We start from the raw sequence: 20,315 nt of genomic DNA on the forward strand, positions 1-20,315 counted from the left end.
GCCCCTGTGCGCATCGAAGGCTCCACCGTGCTCGTGACCGGTGCCAACCGCGGCATCGGGCGGGCGTTCGTCTCCGCGTTCCTGGCGCGCGGCGCCCGCCGCGTCCACGCCGCCGCGCGGAACACGGCCGCCCTGGAACCGGTCGTGGCCGAAGCCCCGGACCGCGTGGTTCCGCTGGCGCTGGACCTCACCGACCCCGCCACCGTCGAAGCCGCGGCCGCAGCGGCGTCCGACGTCACCCTGCTCGTGAACAACGCCGGCACGCACGGGATGGGCCACCTTCTCGACATGGACCTCGGCGTCGTCGAGGACGTGATGCGCACCAACTACCTGGGCACCCTGCGCGTCCTGCGGGCCTTCGCGCCCGTCGTGGAGCGCAACGGCGGCGGGGCCGTCGCCAACGTCATCAGCATCGGCGCCTTCGCCGGCACCCCTTCGCTCGGCGGCTACCCGGCCTCGAAGGCCGCGCTGCACCTGATGACCCAGGCCGTACGGGCGGACCTCGCCCCGCGGGGCATCACGGTCCACGCCGTCTTCCCCGGGCCCGTCGAGACGGACATGTTCGACTACGCGGTCCGCTGCGAGCCCGCGCTGGGGGAGTTCCCGCGAACGTCCGCCGCCGAGGTGGCAGCCGCCGTGATCGACGGCCTGGAAGCGGGGGAGGAGGACATCTTCCCGGACGCGTTCGCGGCCGAGATCGGACGGGAGTGGAGAGCCGATCCGAAGGCCCTGGAGAGGCGGCTGATGCACATCTGACGGCTGATGCGCATCTGACAGCGCCCGGACGCGGCTCAGCACAGCGTCCGGACGCCGCTCAGCCGGTGTGCCAGTGCCGCGCCGCCGGCCCGTGGTGCGTGGCCAGGGCGCGGTCCAGGTTCGTGGCGGCGCTGATCAGCGCGAGGTGGGTGAACGCCTGCGGGAAGTTCCCGAGCGCCTCGCCCGCGGGCCCGATCTCCTCGGCGTAGAGGCCCAGGTGGTTCGCATGCGTGATCATCTTCTCGAAGACGTAGCGGGCCTCGCCGATCCGCCCCGAGCGGGCGAGCGCCTCGACGTACCAGAACGAGCACAGGTTGAACGTTCCCTCGCCGCCGTCCAGGCCGTCGCTGCCGTCCGTCCGGTAGCGGTGCACCAGGCTGTCGCTGACCAGCTCCTCCTCGATGCGCCGCACCGTGGACAGGAACCGCGGGTCCTTGGGCCCGGAGAACTTCACCAGCGGCATCACCAGCAGCGACGCGTCCAGCGTCGGGCTGTCCGGGTACTGGCAGTACGCGCCGACCTCCGGCGACCAGCAGCGGTCCTGCACGAACCGGTACGCGGCCGCCGCCGTGTCCCGCCACTGCTCGACGGGGGCCGGCATGCCGCGGTGGCGCGCGATGCGCATGGCCCGCTCGAAGGCGACCCAGGTCATCAGCGCGGAGTACGTGAAGCGCTGCCGGCCGCCGCGGGTCTCCCAGATCCCGTCGTCGGGCTCCTCCCAGTTCTTCTGCAGCCAGTCGAGCTGGCGGGCGAGCGCCTCCCACAGCTCGTACGAGATCGGCTCGGCGTGCTTGTTGTACAGGTAGACGGAGTCCATGAGCTCGCCGTGGATGTCGAGCTGGGTCTGGCCGGCCGCGGCGTTGCCGATCCGGACCGGGCGCGCGCCGTTGTAGCCGCAGAAGTGCTCCAGGACCGTCTCGGGCAGGTCGGGGCGGCCGTCGATGCCGTACAGCACCTGCAGCCCGGTGCCGGGCGGGGCCTGCGCGCAGCGCTGGTGGAGCCAGTCGATGAACGCGGCGGCCTCCTCCGTGAAGCCCAGCCGCATCAGCGCGTAGAGCGTGAAGGCGGCGTCGCGGACCCAGGTGTAGCGGTAGTCCCAGTTCCGGCCGCCGCCCGGGGCCTCGGGCAGGGAGGTGGTCGCCGCGGCGACCAGGGCGCCGGTGGGCTGGTAGACCAGCAGCTTCAGGGCCAGCGCCGAGCGCTCGACCACCTCGCGGTAGCGGCCCCGGTACTGCGACTGCCGCAGCCAGCCGTCCCAGTACTGCAGCGTCTTGTCCAGCAGCCGGGTGGCCTCCGCGCAGTCGAGCGGGCGCACCACGCCCTCCCGCACGGCCCCCGCCCCGTCCCACTGCGCGGCGAGCTCCAGCGACTGGCCGGGCTCCAGCGTCACCGTCGCGCGTGCGGAGCCGTCCTCGCCGGGCTCCAGCGGCACGGACGAGCGCAGCACGAGGAAGCCGGCCGGGCCCGCGAAGACCACGCCCGCACCCCGCACCGGGGTGACCGTGTGGGGGGCGCGGCCGTAGTCGAAGGCGGGCCGGCAGCACACGTCGATCACCGCCCGGCCGCGCAGCACGCGCACCTCGCGCACGATCTGGCGGGTGCCCGAGGCCGGGCAGGACGGGTGGTCGGGCACCATGAAGTCGTACAGCTCGGCCACCGAGTCCTGGCCGAGGAACCGGGTCAGCAGGACGTTCGAGTCGGGCATGTACATCTGCTTGGTGCGCTCCGCGTCGTGCACCGTGACGGAGAACGACCCGCCGCGATCGGCGTCGAGCAGGGACCCGAAGACGGAGGGCGCGTCGAAGCGGGGCAGGCAGCACCAGTCGATCGTGCCGTCCACCCCGACGAGCGCCACGGTGTGCAGATCGCCGATGATCCCGTGGTCCTCGATGGGCAGGTAGCCGGGTTTCATGGGCCCCTCCTCGGCGGAGCGGCGTGCCACACCACCCGTTATACCGCCGGGGGCGGCCGGATGCCCGGTGGGCCTTGTGGGACGTACGGCCGGCCGGGACGTACGGTCGGCCCGCGGCGGGTGGTCAGCCTGCGGAGGGTGGTCGGCCCGCGGAGGGTGGTCAGCCTGCGGCGGGCTGCGACCGCGCCAGGGCCTCCCGTACGGCCTCGTCCGTACGCGCCACGACCGCCGTGCCGTCGTCGGCGGTGATGATCGGCCGCTGGATGAGCTTCGGGTGCTCGGCCAGGGCCTTGATCCACCGCTCGCGCGCGCCCGCGTCGCGCGGCCAGTCCTTGACGCCGAGCTCCTTCGCCGCCGCCTCCTGGGTGCGCGTGATGTCCCACGGCTCCAGGCCGAGCCGGCCGAGCAGCGCACGCAGCTCGTCCTCGCCGGGGACGTCGTCCAGATAGCGGCGCACGGTGTAACCGGCCCCTTCGGCGTCGAGCAGGCCGATGGCGCTGCGGCACTTCGAACAGGCGGGATTGATCCAGATCTCCATGCCCCACACCGTACCGCCTGCCCCCGTCAAATCCCGTCTGAGCTGGGGCGATTGTCAGTGGGGGGCGGTAAAATCGAAGGTATACGAGAGAGGCTGTGAACCCCCCTCAGGAGGAACGCCGATGGCCGTAGCAGCACCCACTCTTCCCGATCTCCCGAGCCTTGCCACGCTGCCGAAGAAGCCCATGCCCGCGGGCCGCCCGCGCGGCTGGTACGAAGCCCACAACCGCCAGCTGAAGGCGATGCGCCTCGCGATCGCCCTCCTGCACTCCGGGGTCTACCGCCCGGAGCAGGCGAACAACCGCCGGATACGGGCCACGGCGGTCCGCATCGGGGTCCACGAGCCCTCCGCCACGACGTGCCGGGCGGTGCGCTCCCTGATCCACGACGCCGCGAACTACTGACAGCAGCGCTGACTGACAGCACCGCCGAAGGAAGGGGCGGGCCTCTCCCCGTGCCGTGCCCGCATGCGAACCCCCTGGCTTGCCCATAACGTGGCAAGAGGGGCGTCATGTCGTCACTGGGAGAGGCCCATGCCTGCTCGTACGCTCAAGGACAAGGTCGTCGTCATCGGCGGCGCCTCCAAGAACCTCGGCGGCCTCATCGCCCGCGAGGTCGCCGCGGACGGCGCCAAGGTCGTCGTCCACTACAACAGCGACTCCTCGCGCGACAAGGCGGAGCAGACCGTCGCCGACGTGCAGAAGGCCGGCGGCGACGCCGTCTCCCACCAGGGCGACCTGACGAAGGTCGCCGAGGTGGAGAAGCTCTTCGACGCGGCGGTGCGGGCGTTCGGCCGGGTCGACCACATGGTGAACACCGCCGGCATGGTCATCAAGAAGCCGATGACCGAGACGTCGGAGGAGGAGTTCGACAAGATGTTCGCCGTCAACACCAAGGCGGCCTACTTCATGATGCGCGAGGCCGCCAAGCGCATCGAGCGCGACGGCTCCATCGTCACCATCGTGACCTCCCTGCTCGCCGCCTACACCGGCCTCTACTCCGTCTACGCCGGCAGCAAGGCCCCCGTCGAACACTTCACCCGTGCCCTCTCCAAAGAGCTCTTCGGCCGGAACATCTCGGTGAACAACATCGCCCCCGGCCCGATGGACACCTCGTTCTTCTACCCGGCCGAAACGGACGACTCCGTCGCGTACCACAAGTCCTCGTCCATGAACGGCGACCTCACCAAGATCGAGGACATCGTCCCGTACGTGAAGTTCCTGCTGACGGACGGCTGGTGGCTCAACGGCCAGACCCTCTTCATCAACGGCGGCTACACCACGCGCTGACGCGACGGGGTGAGACGAAAAGACCGCCGGCCGTGCCCTCCCGGAAAGGAAGGGCACGGCCGGCGGAATCCGCTCTGACCCGTGGGGGTTCTTAGATGTCGAAGTACATCTCGAACTCGTGCGGGTGCGGGCGCAGCTGGATCGGGGCGATCTCGTTGGTGCGCTTGTAGTCGATCCAGGTCTCGATCAGGTCGGAGGTGAAGACGCCGCCGGCCTGGAGGTACTCGTTGTCCTGCTCCAGGGCGTCGAGGACGGCCGGGAGGGAGGTCGGGACCTGGGGGACGTTCGCGTGCTCGTCGGGGGCGAGCTCGTAGAGGTCCTTGTCGATCGGCTCGGCGGGCTCGATCTTGTTCTTGACGCCGTCGAGGCCGGCCAGGAGGAGGGCCGAGAAGGCGAGGTACGGGTTCGAGGACGGGTCCGGGGCGCGGAACTCGACGCGCTTGGCCTTCGGGTTGGAGCCCGTGATCGGGATGCGCATCGCGGCGGAGCGGTTGCGCTGGGAGTAGACCAGGTTGACCGGGGCCTCGAAGCCGGGGACCAGGCGGTGGTAGGAGTTCACCGTCGGGTTGGTGAAGGCCAGCAGCGACGGGGCGTGCTTGAGGATGCCGCCGATGTAGTAGCGGGCGGTGTCCGAGAGGCCGGCGTAGCCCTGCTCGTCGTAGAAGAGGGGCTCGCCGCCGTTCCACAGGGACTGGTGGACGTGCATGCCGGAGCCGTTGTCGCCGAAGATCGGCTTGGGCATGAAGGTCGCGGTCTTGCCGTTGCGCCAGGCGACGTTCTTCACGATGTACTTGAAGAGCATCAGGTCGTCGGCGGCGGCGAGCAGCGTGTTGAACTTGTAGTTGATCTCGGCCTGGCCGGCGGTGCCGACCTCGTGGTGCTGGCGCTCGACCTGCAGGCCGGCCTTGTCCAGCTCCAGGGAGATCTCGGCGCGCAGGTCGGCGAAGTGGTCGACCGGCGGGGCCGGGAAGTAGCCGCCCTTGTAACGGACCTTGTAACCGCGGTTGTCCTCGACCGCACCGGTGTTCCAGGCGCCGGCCTCGGAGTCGATGTGGTAGAAGGACTCGTTCGCGGCGGTGTTGAAGCGCACGCTGTCGAAGACGTAGAACTCCGCCTCCGGGCCGAAGTACGCGGTGTCCGCGATGCCGGTGGAGGCGAGGTAGGCCTCGGCCTTCTTGGCGATGTTGCGCGGGTCGCGGCTGTACTGCTCACCCGTGATCGGGTCGTGGATAAAGAAGTTGATGTTGAGCGTCTTGTCCCGGCGGAACGGGTCCATCCGGGCCGTGGACAGGTCCGCGCGCAGAGCCATGTCGGACTCGTGGATGGCCTGGAAGCCGCGGATGGAGGAGCCGTCGAAGGCCAGCTCGTCGTCCGGGTCGAAGGCCGCGGCCGGGATCGTGAAGTGCTGCATCACGCCAGGCAGGTCGCAGAATCGGACGTCGACGAACTTGACGTCCTCATCCGAGATGAACTTCTTGGCCTCGTCGGCGTTCTGGAACATCCAACTCCTCCTAGCCCGGCCGCACGCGGTCGGGGATTGCTTCGGTGGCGCGGTCCGTATCGCACTGGCGCGCTGCGGCCGACCCTAGAGAGACGGGATTTCCCGGGCATGACCCATTTGTTTCGCCGAGGTTAACCGGGGTGCGGCCCGGATGTGCCGTGAAACACGCACGGGGAAGGGAGCGGGAGACGGCACGGAACACGGGCGGGCGACCCCCGGGCCGGGGGGTACGAATGTGGGCGCAGTACCGTGGACGGGTGGACAACAGGCAAGCAATCGGCTCGTGGCTCTCCGGCCCGCGCGCGGCCGCCGAGGAGATGGGCGTCGACTTCGGGCACCGGGGCGAGCGCCTCGGGCTCCCGGCGGACGGGCCCGGCTCCATCGCCCCGCTCGGCCGGCGCTTCGGCGCTATCTTCATCGACTGGGCGCTGTGCATGCTCATCGCCTACGCCTTCCTCGCGGACGGCAAGCCCCAGGCGGCGGGCAACTGGGCCCTGCTGATCTTCTTCGTACTCAGTGTCGTCACTGTCGGTACGATCGGCTGCACCCCGGGGAAGCGCCTCCTCGGGCTGCGGGTCGTCGCCGAGGGCGGAGGACGGCTCTCCCTGCCCCGCGTCCTCTTCCGCAGCGTACTCCTCGCCGTCGTCATCCCGGCCGTCATCTGGGACCGCGACACCCGCGGGCTCCACGACCGCCTCGCCCGCGCCGTGCAGGTGCGGGTCTGACGCCGCAGACCCACCAGGCGCAAGCCCACCCGACGCAAGCCCACCCGGCGCAAACGAGGGCGGGGCCGGAATCAGATTCCGGCCCCGCCCTCATGTGCATGCTCGCTCCGCTTCCTCAGCGGCCCTTCGGCATCCGCGCGCCCTTGGGCAGCGGGCCCTTCGGGATCGGCATGTTCTTCATCGGGTCGCCCAGCGCCCGCAGCCGGTCGGTGGTCGCCGTGACCTTGTCACCCGGGACCACCTGCGGCAGCTTCGCCAGCGTCATGCGCATCTTCTTCAGCGGCAGCTGACCCTCGGCGTTGCCGATGATGAAGTCGTGCACCGGGACGTCCGTCACGACGCGCGCCATCTTGCGCTTCTCGGCCGCCAGCAGGCCCTTGACCCGGCCGGGGTTGCCCTCGCCGATGAGCACGATGCCGGCCTTGCTGACCGCGCGGTGGACCATGTCGCCCTCACGGGTGAACGCGACGGGGGACGTCGTCGTCCACTTCCGGCCCATCTGCTGCTCCAGGATGGAGGCGGCGGCGCCCACCTGGCCCTCGATCTTGCTGTTGTAGGCCCGCTGGGCGCGCTGCCCGAAGACGATCGCCATCGCGAGGAACGCCAGCAGGACGCCGAGAATGCCCAGGTAGACGGGGTGGCCGATCGCGAAGCCCACGGCGAGCAGAACACCGAGGGTCACGATGCCCACGCCGGCGACGATCAGACCGACCTTCGGGTCGGCCTCGCGCGTCATCTTGTAGGACAGGACGATCTGCTGCAGTCGCCCCTGCTTCTCAGCCTGCTTCTCGGCCTGCTTCTCAGGTGTTGCCTTCCTCGCCATAAGGCGAAGTTTACGTCGCCTGAGGACCGGGGGCCGCCACGGCCTCCAGCACGTGCTGCGCCTCGCGCCGGTCCTTGGCCCGGCGGCGGTCCTCCAGCACCGCGGTCCAGGCGTTGCGCCGTGCGGTGCGCTGGCCGCGGCGCATCAGCAGCCCCTCCAGGGCCCGCAGGGCGCCGGTGACGGACGGAGGCCGTACGGAGAGGGTGGCGGGCAGGGTGGAAGCGGCGCGGGTGGCTGTCACCGTGGCTGCGTGGGCGGGCGCGGCCTGCATGTCGTTGTCCCCTCGGGAGCGGAAGTGAACAGTGGGCAGCGGGGGGCTGGAAGTGCGTACCGGCGGGGAAGGGCCGTACGAGCAGAGAACGTGACGTGCGGACGAAGATGTGCGGACGAAGAATGTATGGACTGATGCGCGTATGGGGAACTGCTGTGCGTGCCCCCATCGTCACGGAACGGTGTTACCAATGGATGACCTCTTGGTCAAACACCTATGAAACGTTGACGCGGCCCGTACCGTCCCCCACCGTCCGGTGGGGGCGACACGGGCCGCGTCCACAAGCATGCGCAGAGCCGAAGCGGCAGGTCAGACCGCCTGGGCCGACGGGGCGGCGGCGCGCCGCTCCATCGCCTGCTGGTAAAGGCGGCCGGCCCGGTACGACGAACGGACCAGGGGGCCGGACATGACGCCGGCGTAGCCGATCTCCTCCGCCTCGTCCTTCAGCTCGACGAACTCCTGCGGCTTCACCCAGCGCTCCACCGGGTGGTGCCGCGGCGACGGCCGCAGGTACTGGGTGATGGTGATGAGCTCGCAGCCCGCCTCGTGCAGGTCGCGCAGGGCCTCGCTGACCTCGGCCCGCTCCTCGCCCATGCCCAGGATCAGGTTGGACTTGGTCACCAGGCCGGCCTCGCGGGCCTTGGTAATGACCTCCAGCGAGCGCTCGTAGCGGAAGCCGGGGCGGATGCGGCGGAAGATCCGGGGGACGGTCTCGACGTTGTGCGCGAAGACCTCGGGGCGCGAGGCGAAGACCTCCTCCAGCAGCTCCGGGACCGCGTTGAAGTCCGGGGCGAGCAGCTCGACCTTGGTGCGGCCGCCCTCGCGCTCCGCGGTCTGCTGGTGGATCTGGCGCACGGTCTCCGCGTACAGCCAGGCGCCGCCGTCGGCCAGGTCGTCGCGGGCGACGCCGGTGATCGTGGCGTAGTTCAGGTCCATCGTGACGACCGACTCGCCGACGCGGCGCGGCTCGTCCCGGTCCAGGGCCTGGGGCTTGCCGGTGTCGATCTGGCAGAAGTCACAGCGCCGGGTGCACTGGTCGCCACCGATGAGGAACGTGGCCTCGCGGTCCTCCCAGCACTCGTAGATGTTGGGGCAGCCCGCCTCCTGGCACACGGTGTGCAGGCCCTCGCGCTTCACCAGGCCCTGCAGCGAGGTGTACTCGGGGCCCATCTTCGCCCGCGTCTTGATCCACTCGGGCTTGCGCTCGATGGGGGTCTGGGCGTTCCGGACCTCCAAGCGCAGCATCTTGCGTCCGTCGGGTGCGACTGCCGACACGTCCGGCTCCCTATGACTTCGATTCCTCGGCGGACACCAGGGTACGCCCGTTATTTCCTACGCTGGTCATTCCTGTGCCCTGGGCAACTCATGAAGCCCCGGACGCATTCCCCCCACCGGCCGGGCTAGCTCGCCCCGGCCGCCACGGGCCGCGGCCGCGGCTCCGCCGACTCCAGGACCTCCCGCAGGTGCTTCTCCACCAGCGGCAGGGCCTCGGCGATGGTCACCTGCCGGCCCAGCTCGTTCGACAGGGAGGTCACGCCCGCGTCCCGGATGCCGCACGGCACGATCCGGTCGAACCAGGTGTTGTCAGGATCACAGTTCAGCGCGAAGCCGTGCATCGTCACGCCCTTGGCGATCCGGATGCCGATCGCCGCCAGCTTGCGGTCCTCACGGCGCTGGCCGGCGTTGGACGGGGCGTACTCCGGCCCGTTCAGCCTGGGGTCGAACTCCTCGTCCGTCAGCCGCGGGTCGAAGTCCAGGGACAGGCCGCCGATCGCGGGGCGCTCCTCGACGGGATCGCCCAGCACCCAGACACCGCTCCGGCCCTCCACGCGCGTGGTCTCCAGGCCGAGCTCGGCGCAGGCGCGGATGAGGGCCTCCTCCAGCCGGCGCACGTGCGCGATCACGTCCACCGGGCGGGGCAGCTTCAGGATGGGATAGCCGACGAGCTGGCCCGGGCCGTGCCAGGTGATCTTCCCGCCGCGGTCGACGTCAACCACAGGGGTACCGTCCAGGGGGCGCTCGCTGTCCTCCGTGCGCCGTCCCGCGGTGTAGACCGCCGGGTGCTCCAGCAGCAGGCAGGTGTCCGGGATCTCGTCCGCGAACCGGGCGGCGTGGACCCGCCGCTGCTCCTGCCACGCCTCCTGATACTCGACGGCGTCCGCCCCGAAGCCCAGGTGGACGAAGCGCAGCTCACTCACGGCGGCTCCTCAGCTCCTCTTCAGCCCTTTTCGGCCTTCTCCAACGTGCTCCTTTGCCACTGTACGGCCGCCCGCCGACATCGCCGCAGGCGGGCGGCGCACGGCGGGCGGAGGCCGCGCCGAGGGCGCTCCCGGAGGGCAGGGCAGCTCGGCCCGCCGTCCGGGTCTATTTGATCTGTCCTCACACGATCGGATGAATGCGGGGCGAAGGGAGCGATCAGGGCGTTGGGGACCGCTAAGTTCGCGCCGTTCCAGAACGAGATCAGGGAGACCGGCAGGCTGATGACGGAACGACCCCCGCAGCGCATCCCCAACCGTCAGCTCGCCGCGTTGATCGCGGAGGCGGGCTTCTCCAACGCAGGGCTGGCTCGGCGAGTCGATCAGTTAGGGCTTGAGCACGGCCTCGACCTGCGTTACGACAAGACGTCCGTCACCCGCTGGCTGCGCGGCCAGCAGCCCCGCGGAACCACCCCGGCGCTGATCGCCGAAGTCTTCACCCGGCGGCTCGGGCGGCGGCTGTCCGCGCAGGACCTGGGGCTGGACGCCTGCGCCCCGGTGTACGCGGGGCTCGAATTCGCCGCGTCCCCGGAAGAGGCCATTGACATCGTCAGCGGCCTCTGGCGCAAGGACTCCGGCAGCCACACCGAGCTCCGGAAGATCGCCTTCACCCCGGCCGGGCTGGTCGTGCCCAGCCGGGACTGGCTGATCGGCCGGGCCGACGAGCGGGTCGCCCGCGGAGCCCCCGCCGCCGAGGGCGGGCGGGTCCCCGCCCAGGGGCGCGCGCACCAGCCCCGCCAGCGGCACGTCGAGCGCGGGCCCGGCGGCCGGGTCTCGATGGGCGACATCGCTGCGCTGCGCTCGGTCGGCGAGCTCTTCCGCACGCTCGACCACGCGTACGGCGGCGGGCACGCCCGCCAGGCCCTCGTGCGCTACCTGGAGCACGAGGCCGAGCCGATGCTGCGCGGCACGTACGGGGAGGCCACCGGGCGCCGGCTCTTCGCCGCCGTCGCCGACCTCACCCGGCTCGCCGGCTGGACGTCGTACGACATCGCCGCGCACGGGCTGGCGCAGCGGTACTTCGTCCAGGCACTGCGGCTCGCCCAGGCCGCGGGGGACCGCTCCTACGGCAGCTACGTGCTTGTCACCATGAGCAGGCAGGCGGTCTACCTCGGCCACGGCCGGGAAGCCGTCCAGCTGGCCCGGGTCGCCCAGCAGGGCATCGGGTCCAGCGCCCCGTCCGTGGTGCAGTCGCTGCTCCACGCGGTGGAGGCCCGCGGCCACGGCGTGCTCGGCGAGGTACGGGCCTGCTCGGCGTCGCTGGCGCGGGCGGAACGGGCGCTGGAGTCCGCCCGCCCGGGCGACGACGTGCCGTACTGGGCCCGCTTCTTCGACGAGGCCCAGCTGGCCGACGAGTTCGGGCACTGCCACCGCGACCTCCAGCAGTACCGGGCCGCGGCGCAGCACGCCGAGCGCTCCCTGCAGCTCCGCAGCCAGGCCTACGCCCGCAGTCGGCTCTTCTGCCGCGTCGTCCTGGCCACGGCGCGGCTCGGCCTCGGCGAGCTGGAGCAGGCGTGCCAGCTGGGGGCGGAGGCGGCGCAGGCGGCGGCCGAGATGCGGTCGGTGCGGGCGCTGGAGTACATCCGGGACTTCGAGCGCCGGCTCGAACCGTACCGGGACGCGGCGGCGGTCCGGGCGTACCGGGAGAAGGTGGCGGCCCTTTAGAGCCCGCCGGTTCGCCTGCGGCGGGCTCTGAGGGGCGGCGGCCCCGGCCGGGGTGGTTCGGCACCGGGCACCTCCGGTGGGGGCCGGGTGCCGTGGCGGCCGGTTCAAGAGGCCGGGGCCTCTTGGGCTCCGGCTTGTGCGGCTCCGCCGAGCTTCGTCGTTTCGGCTTGGTGCCGTTGGCGTGGGTTGAAGAGGCTGGGGCCCTTTGAGGTCGGGTGGAAGGGGTGGCCTCGTCCGGCGGCGTCAGGCTGGGGCTGAGCCCCGTTCGGCACCGCCGGGCACCTCCGGTGGGGGCTGATCGTCGATGCGGCGGATTCAAGAGGCCGGGGGCCTCTTGAACTCGGGCGGAGGGGGTGTCTTCGCGCGGCGGGATCGGGCCGGGGTTGAGCTTCTTCCGGCACCGCCGATCGCCTCCGGTGGGGGCTGGGCGCCGTGGCGGCGGATTCAAGAGGCCGGGGCCTCTTGGACGCCGGTGGTGCCTTGGCCGGCTCGGGGGCGGCCCGGGGAACCTGACGTCTGTTCGGCACCGCCGGGTTCCGCCGTCTCGGCTTGGCGCCGTTACGGCGGGTTCAAGAAGCCCGGGCTTCTTGGCTTCGGCGGCTCGCTGCCGCAGGCGGCTCGGGGCAGGCAAGAACGCTCCGCCGCGACGGTGATCAGCCCCCGCCGGGGATCCCGGCGGTGCCGTGCGACGAGCCACCTCGGTCAGCTTGCGTGCCGCAGGCACGAGCGCCCCGCCGCAGCGGTGAGCAACCCCCCGGCGGTGCCGTACAAGCCGCGTCGTACGGGAAGGAGCCCCGCCGGAGGCTCTACGCCGCCTGCAGTTCCTCCGAGTCCAGTGGGGCTCGGATGCCCAGGTCCCGGAGGACTGCCAGGGCCGCCCTGCGGCCTGAGAAGAGGGCGCCCTGGACCGTGCTCGTGTCGCGGTGGTCGCCGCAGACGTAGAGGCCCGACAGGAGCCGCACCGGGCGGCGGACGTCGTGCGGGGCCGGCATGGCCGGGACGGCCTCGGGGTCGTGGTGGGCGGCGAGGAGCTGCCAGTCGCCGGTGGGGGCGCCGTAGACGCGGGCGAGCTGGGCCCGCGCGGCGCGGTCGAGTTCGGCGGTGGGCAGCGAGGCCGCCGCGCCCAGCACCGTCGAGGTGATCAGGGGCCGCCCCTCGGGCGCCCGCGACGGGTCCACCTCGCTGGCCACCATGGTGTGGGCGACGGGCCCGCGCCGCCCCCCGGCGATGATGAGCGAGGCCTCGCGCAAGGGCGGTTCGGGGGCGGTGTGGTGCAGCACGGTCACCGGATGGAAGCCGGGCATCCGCAGGCCCGGGATGAGTTCGGCCGCGGCGCGCGCCCCGGTGGCCACGACGACCGAGCGGCAGCGCAGCTCACCGTGCCCGGCAGTGGACACGGAGGTCGTGCAGGTGGCCTTGGCGTGGACGCCGGTCCGCACCGTGCCGGGCGGCAGCAGCGCGGCGAGCAGCGCCGGCACGGTGTCCGCCCCGCCGGCCGGCAGACAGAGGCGGCCACGCGCGTAGCCCCGCAGCACGAGGTCGGCGCAGCGGCTCGACGTGGTGAGGTCCGGGTCGCACAGCAGGGACGCCAGGAGGGGCCGCAGGAACCCCTCGACGGTGCGGGCCGGCAGGCCGCGTCCGGCGAGCGTCTCGGCGGTGGGCCGGTCGGGCCGGGCGAGGACGCGGTGGGCGGGCAGCGCCGCGAGGCGGCCCAGCGCGGTGCCCAGGCGAGCCTGGTCGAGGCCGCCGGCCCGGGTCGCCCGGCCCGCCCGGGAGGCGCGGGCCGCGGTCGCGAAGGCCCGGGCCGTGGGGAACGCGCGCTTCGTGGAGCGGGGTTCGCCGGTGCGCTGGTTGCGCCCGTCGGCGTGGACGAGCACTCCGGGGGTGAACGGCCGCAGCACGAGGGCGTCCAGGCCGGGCGTGCGGAGCAGCTCCGGGAAGGAGGTGTTGAGCAGCTGGGCCGTCCGGTCCAGCAGGAAGCCGTCGGCGCGGTCGGTGGTCATGCGCCCGCCGACGCGGGGGGCGGCTTCCAGGACGATGACCGACACTCCCGCGGCCGTGAGCCGGTGGGCCGCTGAGAGCCCGGCGAGGCCGGCTCCCACGATGACGACGTCGGCGTCGATGGCGGTGTCGCGTGCGCTGCTGAGCACGTGCCCTCCCGGGTTCGGTCCGCTCGCTCGGTGCCCTGATGCCCTCAACGGGCAGCGCCGATGCGCGATTTGACATGACCGTAGAGAGAAATTCGGTCAATAACAGTCGCGCACGGACAGGGCACGGTCGCACGGCGGGTAGCACGGCCGGCGGTCCCGTGCGCGGTCCATGGTCAGCGTGTGTCCGCCAGCGCCGCCCGTACGGCGCTCTCGACGTCCGGGCACGCGAAGGAGAACCCGGAGTCCAGCAGCCGCCGGGGCACGACCCGCTGGCTGCCCAGCACGTCGGAGGCCATCTCGCCGAGGGCCGCCCGCAGCACGGGCGCGGGCACGGGGAGCAGCGCCGGCCGGTGCAGCACCCGCCCCATCACCTCGGTGACCTGACGGTTGGTGACCGGATGGGGCGCGGTCAGATTGACGGGCCCGGACAGCGACGTGTCCTCCAGGAGGTGCCGGAGCGCGGCGACGTGGTCCTGCAGGGCGATGAAGCTCCAGTACTGCCGGCCGCTGCCCATGCGCCCCCCGAGCCCGGCCCGGAAGAGCGGGAAGAGCTTCCCCCACGCCCCGCCCCGCCGGGACACGACGAGCCCGGTGCGCGCGTAGACGGTCCGTACGCCCGCCTCGGCGGCGGCCACGGTGGCCTCCTCCCACTGCTGGCAGACGTCGGCGAGGAAGCCGTGCCCGGGCGGGGTGTTCTCGTCGGCGAGCCGGTCGCCGGTGTCGCCGTAGATGCCGATCGCGCTGCCGCTGACCAGCACGCGCGGCGGGGTGTCGAGGGAGGCGACGGCCTCGGCGATCGCGGCGGTGCCGAGGACGCGGCTGTCCCGGATCTCCTTCTTGTAGGCGGCCGTCCAGCGGTGGTCGCCCACGCCCGCGCCCGCCAGGTGCACCACGCCCGTGCAGCCGGCGAGCCCGGCGGCGTCGACGCTCTGGCGCACGGGGTCCCAGGAGACCTCTCCCCGCGCCCGCGCCGGGCGCCGCACGAGGCGCACCACCTCGTGGCCGTCCGCCTGCAGGGAGCGCACGAGCGCCGTGCCGATGAGCCCGGAGGAACCGGTGATCGCGATCCGCATACGCCCCATCCTGCCCGCGGCCCCGGAAAAAATGACACAGGAGGTGCGGGGCGCGCCTGGCACAGTGACCCCCATGGAGAAACCGATCATCCGTACGGCCACGGAGGCCGACGACCGCCCGCTGGCGGAGCTCGACGCCCGCACCTGGTCCACGCTGCACGCCGTCCAGCCGCGCCCCGAGCCGCCCTACGAGCCCTTCTTCACCGAGCGGACCCGGCCCGAGCAGATCCTGGTGGCCGAGGCCGGCGGCCGGCCCGCGGGCTACATACGGCTGGTGCCGCCCACGCCGCTCGCCGTCAACGCCCACGTGCGCCAGATCCAGGGCCTCGTCGTGGACGACGCCTTCCGCGGGCGCGGCATCGCCCGGGCGCTGCTGCGGGCGGCGGGCGAGGAGGCCCGCCGGCAGGGCGCGACCCGGCTCACGCTGCGCGTGCTCGGGCACAACGCGCCCGCCCGCAGCCTCTACGAGGCGGAGGGCTTCGCCGTGGAGGGCGTGCTGCCGGGGGAGTTCCTGCTGGACGGCGTCTACGTGGACGACGTGTTCATGGGCCGGTCGCTGATCTGACCTCGTGGAAGACCGCGGCCCTCTGAGAGAACCCGATCTTCTGAAAGGCCGCGACTTCCCGGAAGACCGCGATCCCCTGGAAGGCCGCGGCCGACGGCGCCGTCACTCCCGGAAGCGCTCCCACAAGCGGGGGAAGCGCTCGGCCAGCGCCGCCTCGTCCTCCGGGTCGAAGGGCGTCCCCAGCGGCTCCGCCGGCTGGTCCGGCAGCCCCAGGTCCGGGGTCTCCGCCCCGGTGAGCTGCTCGTACGCCTCGTCGGCCGCGTAGCCGAGGTCCTCGCCGTCCCCGTCGACCTCCTCGTCGAAGTCCTCCAGGAGCTCGGCGAGGTGATCCGGGTCGTGCACCCCGCCCTCGAAGACCTCCCGGCCCTGGCCGATCAGCCAGCACCGGAAGTAGTCGAAGGCGTCGTCGCTCGCACCGCTCAGCAGGATGGCCGCCGCGCCCCACAGGTCCCAGGTGTACGAGCGGTTGTAGCGGGACTCGAAGTGCCGGGCGAAGTCCAGCACGCGCTCGGGATCGAGCTGCACCAGCCGGTCGACCAGCAGGTCAGCCTGGTCCTCGGCGTCGCCCTCGGCAGCCTCGCGCGTGGCGTCGATCAGCTCCCAGAACTCCGTCTCGTCCACGCCACCAGCATCGGGCCAAGCACCCCGCCCCGCACGCGGAGCGCGGCGGATGCGGCCGTCTCGTTATCGGGGCGTGTCACCGGGCGCGGTGTGACGCGTGAAACACGACAGAAGGTGTCCGGATTCGGTGACAGGGTCACGGCGTACCGACGAGAGGAGACCCGAGGACATGGGTACGCGCACACAGGACGACCGGCCGCTCGCGGGCAAGGTCGCGCTCGTGGCGGGAGCCACCCGCGGCGCGAGCCGCGCCGTGGCGATCGAGCTCGGCAGGGCCGGCGCGGTCGTCTACGCGACCGGGCGCACCACGCGCGAGCACCGCAGCGAGGTCGGGCGGCCCGAGACCATCGAGGAGACGGCCGAACTGGTGACGGCGGCCGGCGGCACGGGCATCGCCGTGCCCGCGGACCACCTGGAACCCGGGCAGGTGGAGGCCGTCGTCGCCCGCATCGAGCGGGACCACGGGCGGCTGGACGTGCTCGTGAACGGCCTGTGGGGAGGCGACCACCTCGTCGGCTTCCCCGACGCCTTCAGCAGGAAGTCGTGGGAGCACGACTTGGACGCCGACCTGCGCATCCTGCGGCTCGGCATCGACTCCCACCTGACCACCAGCCGCTACGCGCTGCCGCTGCTGAGCCGGCGGCCCGGCGGGCTGGTGGTCGAGATGACCGACGGGACGGCCGCCTTCAACGAGAGGTACCGCGGCCACCTCGCCTTCGACCTCGCCAAGTACGCGCCGATCCGGATGGCCCGCGGGCTCGCCGAGGAGCTCCGGGACCTCGGCTGCACCGCGGTCAGCCTCACGCCCGGATACCTGCGGTCGGAGGCGATGCTGGACACGTACAAGAAGGTGACCGAGGAGACCTGGCGCGACGCCCTCGCGGAGGACCCGCACTTCTGCATCTCGGAGAGCCCCGTCTACGTCGGGCGCGCGGTGGCCGCGCTCGCCGGCGACGCGGAGGTCGCGCGCTGGAACGGGCAGTCGCTGTCCAGCGGGCAGCTGGCCCGCGTCTACGGCTTCACCGACACCGACGGCACGCGGCCGGACGCCTGGGGCTACATGACGGCGCTGGAGGCGGGGGAGGAGCCGCGGGAGGAGGATTACCGGTGAGGGTGACCCGGGGCCCGGGCCGGGCCGCCCCGCCGCGCTGAACGCGCGGTGTCCTCAAACGCCGGACAGGCTGAGTGGTTGCCGGGACGGGCCGAGTGATTGCCGGGATGAGCCGGAGGACTGCCTCGCGGGCTCGGACCGTCCGGGACGTTCAGCCGTACAGCGCCGCCGTCCGTGCCGCCGCCTCCGCGAAGCGCTCGCGGAGCGCGGGCGGTTCCAGGACCTCCGCCTCGGGGCCGAGGGCCGGCAGCTGCTCGTAGGCCACCTCCAGGGACTCCACGGCCAGCGTGACGGTGACGCGGCCGAAGCCGTCGGGGCCCGGCGCGGCCGCCAGCGCCTCCTCCGCCGCCGCGCGGTCCGTCACGTGGGGGAGCCGCCTCGCCCCTTCCGGGGTGAGGCGCAGCCCGACCCGGTCGCGGAGGATCGAGCGGGCGAACTCCGCCGCCCGCTCCTCCCAGAACGCCGGCAGGTCGAAGGTCTCGTCCCGCTCGAAGCGCTCCGCCCCGGCGGCCACGGCCGTGAAGCGGTCCACGCGGTAGACGCGGAAGCCGCCCGCCGCCCGCGCCGCCAGGTACCAGATGCCGCCCTTGAGGACGAGCCCGTACGGCTCCAGCTCGCGTTCGGCCTCCGTCTCCCGCCGCCGGTAGCGGGCCGTGACGCGGCGGTCGTCCCAGACGGCGTCCGCGACGGCGGGCAGCAGGGGAGGCGGATCGCCCTCGCGCCACCAGCCGGGCGCGTCGAGGTGGAAGCGCTGGGCCGCGGACGCCGAGGCGTCGCGGAGCTCGGGCAGGAGGGCCGCGGAGACCTTGAGGCGGGCGGCCGAGGCGGCGTCGGCCAGGCCCATCTCGCGCAGCGCGGAGGGCACCCCGGACAGGAACAGCGCCTCCGCCTCCGTACGGCCGAGGCCCGTCAGCCGGGTGCGGTAGCCGCCGACGAGGCGGTAGCCGCCCGCGCGGCCGCGGTCGGCGTAGACGGGGACGCCCGCTTCGGACAGCGCGAGGACGTCCCGGGCGACCGTGCGCTCGGAAACCTCAAGCTGCCCCGCCAGCTCGGCGCCCGTCATGGACGACCGGGACTGGAGCAGCAGGACCAGCTTGATCAGCCGTGCGGCGCGCATGAGCAAAAGGGTAAGGGGGAGTGGCGACAGGAGCCGGTGCGCAGCCAGGGCAGGAAGACGCACGGGCTCCTGTCGTCACTTCTGAGCCGTGCCGCGACACAGGACAGGGCGCACGGACGGCTCGGACGAGACTGTACGCCCCTGATCGATGATCGATCAATCCTTGAGGCCCGATCGAGACCTCAGATCTGCGGCGCGCAGCTCAGCACGTGCGTCTTCAGCAGCTCGCCGATCGCCGGATCGCGCCGCCGGAACGCCGCCACGATCTCCGCGTGGTCCTCGGCGTGCGCGCGCGGCTCCGGGCTCAGCCAGCGGATCGACAGCGTCGTCCACACCTCGATGCCCAGCGACTCCCAGGTGTGCAGCAGCACCGCGTTGCCGGCCGCCTTCACGATCTCGCGGTGGAAGGCCACCGTGTGCCGGACCTGCGCCTCCCCGTCGCCCGCCCGGTCCGCCACGTACAGCGCCGCGACCTCCGGCTCCAGCGCGGAGACGTCCTCGGCCAGCACGGGCGCGGCCAGCTCCGCCGCCACCTGCTCCAGGCCCGCCCGTACGGGATAGCTCTCCTTGAGGTCCGTGGCGGTCAGCTCGCGGACCCGGACGCCCTTGTTGGGCGAGGACTCGATCAGCCGCAGCGACTCCAGCTCGCGCAGCGCCTCGCGCACCGGCGTCTGGCTCACCGCCAGCTCGGCGGCGATCCGCCGCTCGACGATCCGCTCGCCCGGCTGCCAGCGTCCGCCGACGATCCCTTCGAGGATGTGCTCACGGATCTGCTCACGCAGCGAGTGCACGACGGGTGTGGCCATGGGAGGAGCTCCTGACGCGGGGTGACGCGGGGGTGGTGCGCGGTGGTGCGGCGGTGCGGGGCGGTGGGGCGGTGGGGTCAATTATCCCGGTGGTGCACAAGAACGCGGCCCCGGCTCGTACGAAACGAGCCGGGGCCGCGCCCTGAAGGTGTCCTGCCGGTGCCGCGAGGACTACAGGCCGATCTCGGCCTCGAACTCGGCGGCCTCCAGGAGCTCCTTGATCGCCGTCAGGTAGCGGGCGGCGTCGGCGCCGTCCACCAGACGGTGGTCGTAGGAGAGCGTCAGGTACGTCATGTCGCGGACGGCGATGGTCTCGCCCAGCTCCGGGTGGTTGATGACCACCGGGCGCTTGACGGTCGCACCGATGCCCAGGATGGCGACCTGGTTCGGGGGCACGATGACCGTGTCGAACAGCGCACCGCGCGAGCCGGTGTTGCTGATCGTGAAGGTCGCGCCGGACATCTCGTCCGGGCTGATCTTGCCGGTGCGGACCTTGCCGGCCAGCTCCGCGGTCTTCTTGGCGATGCCCGCGATGTTGAGGTCACCCGCACCCTTGATGACCGGGGTCATCAGGCCCTTCTCCGAGTCGACGGCGATGCCGACGTTCTCGGAGTCGAAGTAGGTGATGGTGCCCTCGTCCTCGTTGATCCGGGCGTTGATGACCGGGTGGGCCTTCAGCGCCTGGACGGCGGCCTTGACGAAGAACGGCATCGGGGACAGCTTGGCGCCCTCACGGGCGGCGAAGGCGTCCTTGGCCTTGTTGCGCATCCGCATGATCTTGGTGATGTCCACCTCGACCACGGAGCTCAGCTGGGCCTGGCCGTGCAGCGCCTTCATCATGTTGTCGGCGATGACCTTGCGCATGCGCGGCATCTTGACCGTCTGACCGCGCAGCGGCGAAGCCTGCAGCGGGGCGGCCTTCGGCGCGGCCGGAGCAGCGGCGGCCGGGGCGGCCGGGGCGGCGGCCTTGGCGGCCTCGGCGGCGGCCAGGACGTCCTGCTTGCGGATGCGGCCACCGACGCCGGTGCCCTGGACCGAGGTGAGGTCCACGGCGTTCTCGGCGGCGAGCTTGCGCACCAGCGGCGTGACGTACGCGCCGTCGGTGACGGCGGCAGCGGCGGCCGGAGCCGGAGCGGCC

At 72.4% G+C, this 20,315-nt stretch carries 20 protein-coding genes; 7 read left to right on the top strand and 13 right to left on the bottom strand.

The genetic code is table 11. The features are described from left to right. Positions 1–6: 6 nt before the first annotated feature. Positions 7–756, top strand: coding sequence for an SDR family oxidoreductase (locus B7P34_RS13785; protein WP_106676301.1), 750 nt, complete (start codon positions 7–9; stop codon positions 754–756). Positions 757–814: 58 nt separating this feature from the next. Here the strand turns inward: B7P34_RS13785 and B7P34_RS13790 are convergent, their stop codons facing one another. Both B7P34_RS13790 and B7P34_RS13795 read right to left on the bottom strand, forming a co-directional pair. Then, a complete protein-coding gene (locus B7P34_RS13790; RefSeq protein ID WP_106676303.1) occupies positions 815–2,668 on the bottom strand; it encodes a glycoside hydrolase family 15 protein in 1,854 nt (617 codons plus the stop codon). 160 nt (positions 2,669–2,828) lie between these two features. Continuing rightward, entirely contained in the window at positions 2,829–3,206 is a 378-nt protein-coding gene (locus B7P34_RS13795) for an ArsC/Spx/MgsR family protein (protein ID WP_106676304.1), read from the bottom strand. 121 nt (positions 3,207–3,327) lie between these two features. Here B7P34_RS13795 and B7P34_RS13800 point away from each other — a divergent pair, with 121 nt between their 5' ends. After that, positions 3,328–3,609, top strand: coding sequence for a hypothetical protein (locus B7P34_RS13800; RefSeq protein ID WP_106676306.1), 282 nt, complete (start codon positions 3,328–3,330; stop codon positions 3,607–3,609). Positions 3,610–3,738: 129 nt separating this feature from the next. After that, positions 3,739–4,494 carry an SDR family oxidoreductase gene (locus B7P34_RS13805; protein WP_106676308.1) on the top strand — a complete coding sequence of 252 codons (756 nt, stop codon included), beginning with the start codon at positions 3,739–3,741 and terminating at the stop codon, positions 4,492–4,494. A 91-nt stretch (positions 4,495–4,585) separates the two neighbouring features. Here B7P34_RS13805 and glnA read toward each other — a convergent pair whose 3' ends face one another. Further along, the gene (gene glnA / locus B7P34_RS13810; protein ID WP_106676310.1) at positions 4,586–5,995 is read right to left on the bottom strand and encodes a type I glutamate--ammonia ligase; all 1,410 of its coding nucleotides are present in this window, start codon (positions 5,993–5,995) and stop codon (positions 4,586–4,588) included. 257 nt (positions 5,996–6,252) lie between these two features. Between glnA and B7P34_RS13815 the strand changes: the two genes are divergently transcribed. Then, entirely contained in the window at positions 6,253–6,720 is a 468-nt protein-coding gene (locus B7P34_RS13815) for an RDD family protein (protein ID WP_106676344.1), read from the top strand. 115 nt (positions 6,721–6,835) lie between these two features. Here the strand turns inward: B7P34_RS13815 and B7P34_RS13820 are convergent, their stop codons facing one another. The 4 genes from B7P34_RS13820 to lipB all read right to left on the bottom strand — a co-directional run bounded on the left by B7P34_RS13820 (position 6,836) and on the right by lipB (position 10,012). Then, positions 6,836–7,543 carry a DUF4191 domain-containing protein gene (locus tag B7P34_RS13820; RefSeq protein WP_106676312.1) on the bottom strand — a complete coding sequence of 236 codons (708 nt, stop codon included), beginning with the start codon at positions 7,541–7,543 and terminating at the stop codon, positions 6,836–6,838. A gap of 10 nt (positions 7,544–7,553) precedes the next feature. Further along, entirely contained in the window at positions 7,554–7,814 is a 261-nt protein-coding gene (locus tag B7P34_RS13825) for an SCO2195 family GlnR-regulated protein (RefSeq protein ID WP_106676314.1), read from the bottom strand. Positions 7,815–8,123: 309 nt separating this feature from the next. Then, complete coding sequence (gene lipA, locus B7P34_RS13830; protein ID WP_223267830.1) at positions 8,124–9,059, bottom strand: lipoyl synthase; 936 nt, start codon at positions 9,057–9,059, stop codon at positions 8,124–8,126. Between the two features lie 155 nt (positions 9,060–9,214). Next, positions 9,215–10,012, bottom strand: a complete 798-nt coding sequence (lipB, locus tag B7P34_RS13835) for a lipoyl(octanoyl) transferase LipB (protein WP_106676317.1) — start codon at positions 10,010–10,012, stop codon at positions 9,215–9,217. Positions 10,013–10,237: 225 nt separating this feature from the next. Here lipB and B7P34_RS13840 point away from each other — a divergent pair, with 225 nt between their 5' ends. After that, entirely contained in the window at positions 10,238–11,734 is a 1,497-nt protein-coding gene (locus B7P34_RS13840; RefSeq protein WP_223267828.1) for a hypothetical protein, read from the top strand. 806 nt (positions 11,735–12,540) lie between these two features. On the opposite strand, the gene B7P34_RS13845 is transcribed toward B7P34_RS13840, so the two are convergent. After that, the gene (locus B7P34_RS13845; protein WP_106676319.1) at positions 12,541–13,884 is read right to left on the bottom strand and encodes an NAD(P)/FAD-dependent oxidoreductase; all 1,344 of its coding nucleotides are present in this window, start codon (positions 13,882–13,884) and stop codon (positions 12,541–12,543) included. Positions 13,885–14,057: 173 nt separating this feature from the next. Next, entirely contained in the window at positions 14,058–14,957 is a 900-nt protein-coding gene (locus B7P34_RS13850; protein ID WP_223267829.1) for a TIGR01777 family oxidoreductase, read from the bottom strand. Between the two features lie 73 nt (positions 14,958–15,030). Here B7P34_RS13850 and B7P34_RS13855 point away from each other — a divergent pair, with 73 nt between their 5' ends. Next, the gene (locus B7P34_RS13855) at positions 15,031–15,522 is read left to right on the top strand and encodes a GNAT family N-acetyltransferase (RefSeq protein ID WP_189382751.1); all 492 of its coding nucleotides are present in this window, start codon (positions 15,031–15,033) and stop codon (positions 15,520–15,522) included. Positions 15,523–15,624: 102 nt separating this feature from the next. Here the strand turns inward: B7P34_RS13855 and B7P34_RS13860 are convergent, their stop codons facing one another. Further along, a complete protein-coding gene (locus B7P34_RS13860) occupies positions 15,625–16,143 on the bottom strand; it encodes a DUF4240 domain-containing protein (RefSeq protein ID WP_106676324.1) in 519 nt (172 codons plus the stop codon). 169 nt (positions 16,144–16,312) lie between these two features. Between B7P34_RS13860 and B7P34_RS13865 the strand changes: the two genes are divergently transcribed. Beyond that, positions 16,313–17,254, top strand: a complete 942-nt coding sequence (locus tag B7P34_RS13865; protein ID WP_106676326.1) for an SDR family oxidoreductase — start codon at positions 16,313–16,315, stop codon at positions 17,252–17,254. Positions 17,255–17,405: 151 nt separating this feature from the next. Here the strand turns inward: B7P34_RS13865 and B7P34_RS13870 are convergent, their stop codons facing one another. From B7P34_RS13870 to sucB, 3 genes are all read right to left on the bottom strand, one after another. After that, on the bottom strand, positions 17,406–18,371 hold the full coding sequence (locus B7P34_RS13870; RefSeq protein ID WP_106676328.1) for a helix-turn-helix transcriptional regulator: 966 nt from the start codon (positions 18,369–18,371) through the stop codon (positions 17,406–17,408). Between the two features lie 182 nt (positions 18,372–18,553). After that, entirely contained in the window at positions 18,554–19,177 is a 624-nt protein-coding gene (locus tag B7P34_RS13875) for a GntR family transcriptional regulator (protein WP_106676330.1), read from the bottom strand. Positions 19,178–19,348: 171 nt separating this feature from the next. Next, positions 19,349–20,315 (bottom strand): 2-oxoglutarate dehydrogenase, E2 component, dihydrolipoamide succinyltransferase (sucB, locus tag B7P34_RS13880; RefSeq protein ID WP_106676332.1); only part of this gene is annotated, 967 nt, incomplete at its 5' end.

The sequence above is a fragment of the Streptosporangium nondiastaticum genome (assembly GCF_003011965.1).
Classification (GTDB): Bacteria; Actinomycetota; Actinomycetes; order Streptomycetales; family Streptomycetaceae; genus Streptomyces; species Streptomyces nondiastaticus.